We start from the raw sequence: 5,057 nt of genomic DNA, 5'->3' as shown, positions 1-5,057 counted from the left end.
AAGGCAAAAGGCATTAGGCAAAAGGGAAATGGCAGCATTGTTCTGCCAACACCCTACTCACCACACCCCACACCCCACACCCCACACCACACACCCTACACCCTCCACCCCACACCCCACACCCAACACCCCCCACCCCACACCCCACACCCCACCCCCCACACCCTACACCCTCCACCCCCCCCCCCACCCCCCACACCCCACACCCCACACCCCACACCCCACACCCAACCCCCAAGACCTGATTGCTATATCATAAGAAAGACAGGGGAAATCTTAAAAAAATCGAGAAAGTTTTCCCCCTCGATTACTTTTTCCCATAAAAAAACTGCACTAGAGGTAACTGTTAATGGTCGTCAGTCGTGATAAGGCTCCCACGGCACAGGAAACGTTTATGCAAATGGCACAAGCGGCCGGTTTACGCGGTCGCTTGTTGGTTACATTGGGTTTACTGATTCTGCTCCGTTTTGGGATGTTTGTACCGATACCCGGTTTGGATCGGGCAAGATTAGCAGAAATTATTCAAGGTAACGCCGCTTTGGGAATCCTTGACCTGTTTACCGGGGGAGGATTATCGACGTTAGGGATTTTTGCCCTCGGCATTCTTCCCTATATCAACGCCTCAATTATCGTGCAACTGCTCACCGCTGCCCTTCCTTCTTTGGAAGATTTACAGAAAAATGAAGGAGAAGCAGGACGGCGAAAAATTGCCCAAATTACCCGTTATATTGCCTTTGGTTGGGCAATTATTCAAAGTATCGGCATTACTCTCGGTTTATTGGTGGCTAACGGCGTTGTGGCCGGAACTTTACCCTCGATCGCTGCTACGGTTCTCGCTTTAGTGGCCGGTTCTATGTTCGTGATGTGGATTTCGGAACTGATTACGGAACGCGGTCTGGGAAATGGAGCATCTTTGTTGATTTTTGTCAACATTGTCGCTGTTTTACCGAAAACCCTCGGTGATACGATTACTTTTGCTCAACAGGGTGGCCGACAAGCGATCGCTCAAGTGGTGATTCTCTTGCTGGTTTTCTTGGTGATGATTATCGGCATTGTTTTTGTTCAGGAAGGAACCCGTCGGATTCCGATTGTTTCTGCCCGTCGTCAGGTCGGTCGTCGTCTCTATCGGGAAAGAACCAGTTATCTACCCCTACGACTCAATCAAGGGGGCGTGATGCCGATTATTTTCGCCTCGGCAGTGTTGGTGTTACCTTTCCAATTGGTGCAAGCTTTACCCACGGATAACCCGGTCGGTCAGGTTTTAGTTCAGTTGGTTAATGCCCTGCGTCCCGATAGTTGGGGTTATGTGGCTTTTTATAGCTTACTAATTCTCGGTTTTAGTTTCTTCTACGCTTCCCTGATCGTTAACCCCAAAGATATGTCCCAAAACCTGAAAAAAATGGGGGCCAGTATTCCGGGGATTCGACCTGGAACCGCTACTACTAATTATCTGGAAGGGGTGCTGAATCGTCTCACCCTTTTGGGCGCTCTCTTTTTAAGTTTGGTGGCTACCGTGCCGACTTTGGTAGAAAGCGCCACCGGTGTCACCACTTTTCGCGGTTTGGGGGCAACTTCCCTGTTAATTCTGGTGGGGGTGGCGATCGATACCGCCAAACAAATTCAAACCTATGTCATGTCTCAACGCTATGAGGACATGATTAAACAGTAGTTAGATAGTCAGCCAGTGACCTTTTAGCGGTTACTGGTTATTTTTTCCCTTAAAACCCTATATTTAATCCATGAGCAAACGGATCGGTGTGATATTTTTGGGACCGCCCGGATCGGGAAAAGGTACCCAAGCGGCAAAATTAGCGGCATCTCTGACGATTCCCCATATTTCTACCGGTGAAATTTTACGTCAAGCAATTACAGAGAAGACAGAACTTGGTCAGCAAGCACAAGCTTATGTGGAAAAGGGCGAATTAGTCCCCGATGAATTGTTATTAGGTTTAATTCAGGAACGTTTAAAACAGCCTGACAGTGCTAAGGGTTGGATTCTTGATGGTTTTCCCCGCACGGTGGCACAGGCGAGCTTTTTAGACGCATTACTGGAAGAATTGGCCGATAGTTACACATTTGTGGTTAATTTGGCTGTACCAGATACGGTCTTAATTGAGCGTCTCATGCAACGCGGTCGTCAAGATGATACTAAAGAAACGATCTCCCGTCGCCTACAGGTTTATATCGACCAAACTGCCCCCGTTTTAGATTATTACGGTCAAAAAGGCACTCTTAACCATATCGACGGTAATCAACCGATGGACGCGGTTACTGCCGCTTTAACAGCAGTTGTCACTCCTGTTTAAAGTTTCCCTCAGAATCAATTCAGTCATCAGTAATCAGTAATCAGTAATCAGTAATCAGTCAGTAAAAATTACAACTTTTTATAAGTTTTTTATATCAAACAGCCGTTAATAGTTGAGCATATTAAAATTTACATTTCGCAATATTTACCTTTTCTTAGGAATTTATTGAAAATAATTCTCATTTGTTTACGAGGTTGCAATACTTCCAGCGATTATGGTATAATTTCGCAGTATGAAATGATGGGATGTTCTGTGCTTTTTGGGGTTTTTAGCTGTCTGGTGAGCCTGAAAACCCTTGCTAAATCTACACTGACCTATTCAGGAACAGCAACAACTGGCGGTTAAAGAGCCTTTTTTAAGCCAACCCGTTGATCAATTAATTGTGTAGTTTTGTTGCAAAGAGAAATTTTTTTTGACAAAAAGAACAGAATATGCTGCGAGTCCATCTATTTTAAGTCTGATCGCAGTTATCTTAATGGTGAGGTACAAAGTTTTCACACCCTAGACTCTACACCCTACACCAGGCTCTCCCATACCTTTTAAAGAGGATTTAGTATTAGATCTGCGGACAGTGGATGAGAGATTCTTGGGGACGAACCTAGCTAAACATACCCCCACGCAATCGGTCAACCCGATTACGTTAAAATCAAAAGCAGGATACTGTGTATGACGGAAAAACTCGATGAACTCAGTGATTAAAGCGGTACAAACTGCCTATTATGGGGATGCAGCCTATCGGACACCACCACCGGACTTAGAATCTCTCCTGCTCAAAGAGAGAATTGTCTATCTGGGGTTGCCCTTATTTTCCTCCGATGATGTCAAGCGCAATGTCGGGGTGGACGTGACGGAATTAATTATCGCTCAACTGCTTTACCTGCAATTTGACGATCCCGAAAAACCGATTTTCTTCTATATCAACTCTACCGGCACATCCTGGTACACGGGGGACGCGATCGGCTACGAAACCGAAGCTTTCGCCATCTGTGACACCCTCAACTACATTAAACCTCCCGTTCATACTATCTGTATCGGACAGGCCATGGGAACTGCAGCGATGATTCTTTCCGCAGGAACTAAGGGTTTTCGCGCCTCCTTACCCCACGCTACCATTGTTCTCAACCAAAATCGCACCGGGGCGCAAGGACAAGCCACCGATATCCAGATTCGCGCCAAAGAAGTAATCGCCAACAAACAGACGATGTTGGAAATTTTCTCGAAAAATACGGGTCAAACCACCGAAAAACTGGCGAAAGATATGGATCGCACCTTCTATCTCACCCCACAACAGGCGAAAGACTACGGATTAATCGATCGCGTTCTCGAAAGTCGCAAGGAACTACCGAAACCCCTCGCCCAAGTTAGTTAAGATTTATTACAAATTAGCAGGAGTTGTTACCAATTATGCCTATCGGTGTGCCAAAAGTTCCCTACCGTCTGCCTGGTAGCCAATACGAACAGTGGATTAGCATTTACAGCCGTCTTTCGGTGGAACGCATTCTTTTTTTGGGGCAGGAAGTCACCGACGGGTTAGCCAATGCCCTTGTGGCCCAAATGCTTTATCTCGACTCGGAAGACCCCACTAAACCCATCTATCTCTATATCAACTCGCCGGGGGGTTCCGTTACCGCCGGTATGGCCATCTACGACACCATGCAGTACATCAAAGCGGAAGTGGTGACTATTTGTGTGGGATTAGCGGCCTCTATGGGGGCATTTTTACTGGCTTCCGGTAGTCCGGGTAAGCGTCTCGCCCTTCCCCACGCGCGGATTATGATTCACCAACCCATGGGCGGAACCGGGCGCCGGCAAGCGACGGATATCGACATTGAAGCTAAGGAAATCCTGCGTATTCGCCAGCAATTAAACGAAATTATGGCTAATCGCACCGGACAAACCATCGAACGCATCGAAAAAGACACGGACCGCGATTATTTCCTCTCCGCCGAGGAAGCTGTCGCCTACGGTTTAATCGATAAGGTGGTGGAGGGAAGACCGGCTTAAGTCAGTCAGAGGTTAGAACAGGCGAGAAACCTGTTCTAACTGCCATTGGAGAAACTGCCTTAGATGGTAGGTTGGTTGATCGGATAAGAGGGTATCTGTTGGGTATGGAATTTTTAGCAACTTTAGAAACAGGCTTGATCTCTGCCGTGGCAATCATCAAGTTTTGCCTAGAAAGTCTTTCGATCGCTTGTGTGGTGATCGGATTAATTAAAACCCTACAATTAGCTTGGCAGTCTAATCGTCACCGTCGCAGTCTTCGCCCTTTTTCCTTCAATCAAATTCGCATTCGTTTCGGTACTTGGCTATCTTTAGCCCTAGAGTTTCAGTTAGGTGGAGACATCGTGGCTACCACCGTCACACCTACTATAGAAGCCTTGGCACAACTCGCCCTCATCGCTATTATCCGAACTTTCCTCAACTATTTCCTCAGCAAAGAATTGGAAACGGAATTGTCCATGGAAAAAGAGCGATCGCAACTAGCAGCCCAGGACAATCTCAGGGATTTTTAATGCCAAAAAAAGGTGAGTTGACAATCACCTGACCTAACCCCTGATAAGCTGTTGACTATTGAGGGTATGCTAAAAAAGTTTTTCAGCAAGCTCTAGATAGGGCTTGCTGAATAAATCTAAAAACCTTGTTGGGTAAGACTTTTAGACTTTTTGTCAATCAAAAAGTACCAGTTGTGGGAGAGATAGGGGGAAAATTCTGGGACTTTTTCTCTGAAAATTAGGTAATTGACCAGATGAG

Annotated in this window: 6 protein-coding genes; all 6 read left to right on the top strand. The window is 46.4% G+C overall.

The features are described 5' to 3' along the window. Window positions 1-259, top strand: a 259-nt coding sequence (locus tag O9300_RS18545; RefSeq protein WP_287973274.1) for a hypothetical protein, incomplete at its 5' end; no start/stop codon positions are given. A gap of 90 nt (window positions 260-349) precedes the next feature. After that, a complete protein-coding gene (secY, locus tag O9300_RS18540) occupies window positions 350-1,669 on the top strand; it encodes a preprotein translocase subunit SecY (protein WP_287973272.1) in 1,320 nt (439 codons plus the stop codon). Window positions 1,670-1,739: 70 nt separating this feature from the next. Beyond that, on the top strand, window positions 1,740-2,306 hold the full coding sequence (locus O9300_RS18535) for an adenylate kinase (protein WP_287973270.1): 567 nt from the start codon (window positions 1,740-1,742) through the stop codon (window positions 2,304-2,306). A 682-nt stretch (window positions 2,307-2,988) separates the two neighbouring features. Continuing rightward, complete coding sequence (locus O9300_RS18530; protein ID WP_002746650.1) at window positions 2,989-3,675, top strand: ATP-dependent Clp protease proteolytic subunit; 687 nt, start codon at window positions 2,989-2,991, stop codon at window positions 3,673-3,675. Window positions 3,676-3,710: 35 nt separating this feature from the next. Then, complete coding sequence (locus tag O9300_RS18525) at window positions 3,711-4,310, top strand: ATP-dependent Clp protease proteolytic subunit (RefSeq protein WP_002734165.1); 600 nt, start codon at window positions 3,711-3,713, stop codon at window positions 4,308-4,310. Between the two features lie 104 nt (window positions 4,311-4,414). Then, window positions 4,415-4,819, top strand: a complete 405-nt coding sequence (locus O9300_RS18520; protein ID WP_287973269.1) for a DUF1622 domain-containing protein — start codon at window positions 4,415-4,417, stop codon at window positions 4,817-4,819. The last annotated feature ends 238 nt before the right edge of the window (window positions 4,820-5,057 follow it).

It is taken from the genome of Microcystis sp. LE19-195.1E, assembly GCF_027532095.1.
GTDB lineage: Bacteria > Cyanobacteriota > Cyanobacteriia > Cyanobacteriales > Microcystaceae > Microcystis > Microcystis aeruginosa.
This window is presented reverse-complemented; position numbering and strand designations above follow the sequence as displayed.

Coding starts and splice junctions, on each gene's coding strand:
- O9300_RS18520 (WP_287973269.1), top strand. CDS start 4,415: ATGGAATTTTTAGCAACTTTAGAAACAGGCTTGATCTCTGCCGTGGCA.
- O9300_RS18530 (WP_002746650.1), top strand. CDS start 2,989: ATGAACTCAGTGATTAAAGCGGTACAAACTGCCTATTATGGGGATGCA.
- secY (WP_287973272.1), top strand. CDS start 350: ATGGTCGTCAGTCGTGATAAGGCTCCCACGGCACAGGAAACGTTTATG.
- O9300_RS18535 (WP_287973270.1), top strand. CDS start 1,740: ATGAGCAAACGGATCGGTGTGATATTTTTGGGACCGCCCGGATCGGGA.
- O9300_RS18525 (WP_002734165.1), top strand. CDS start 3,711: ATGCCTATCGGTGTGCCAAAAGTTCCCTACCGTCTGCCTGGTAGCCAA.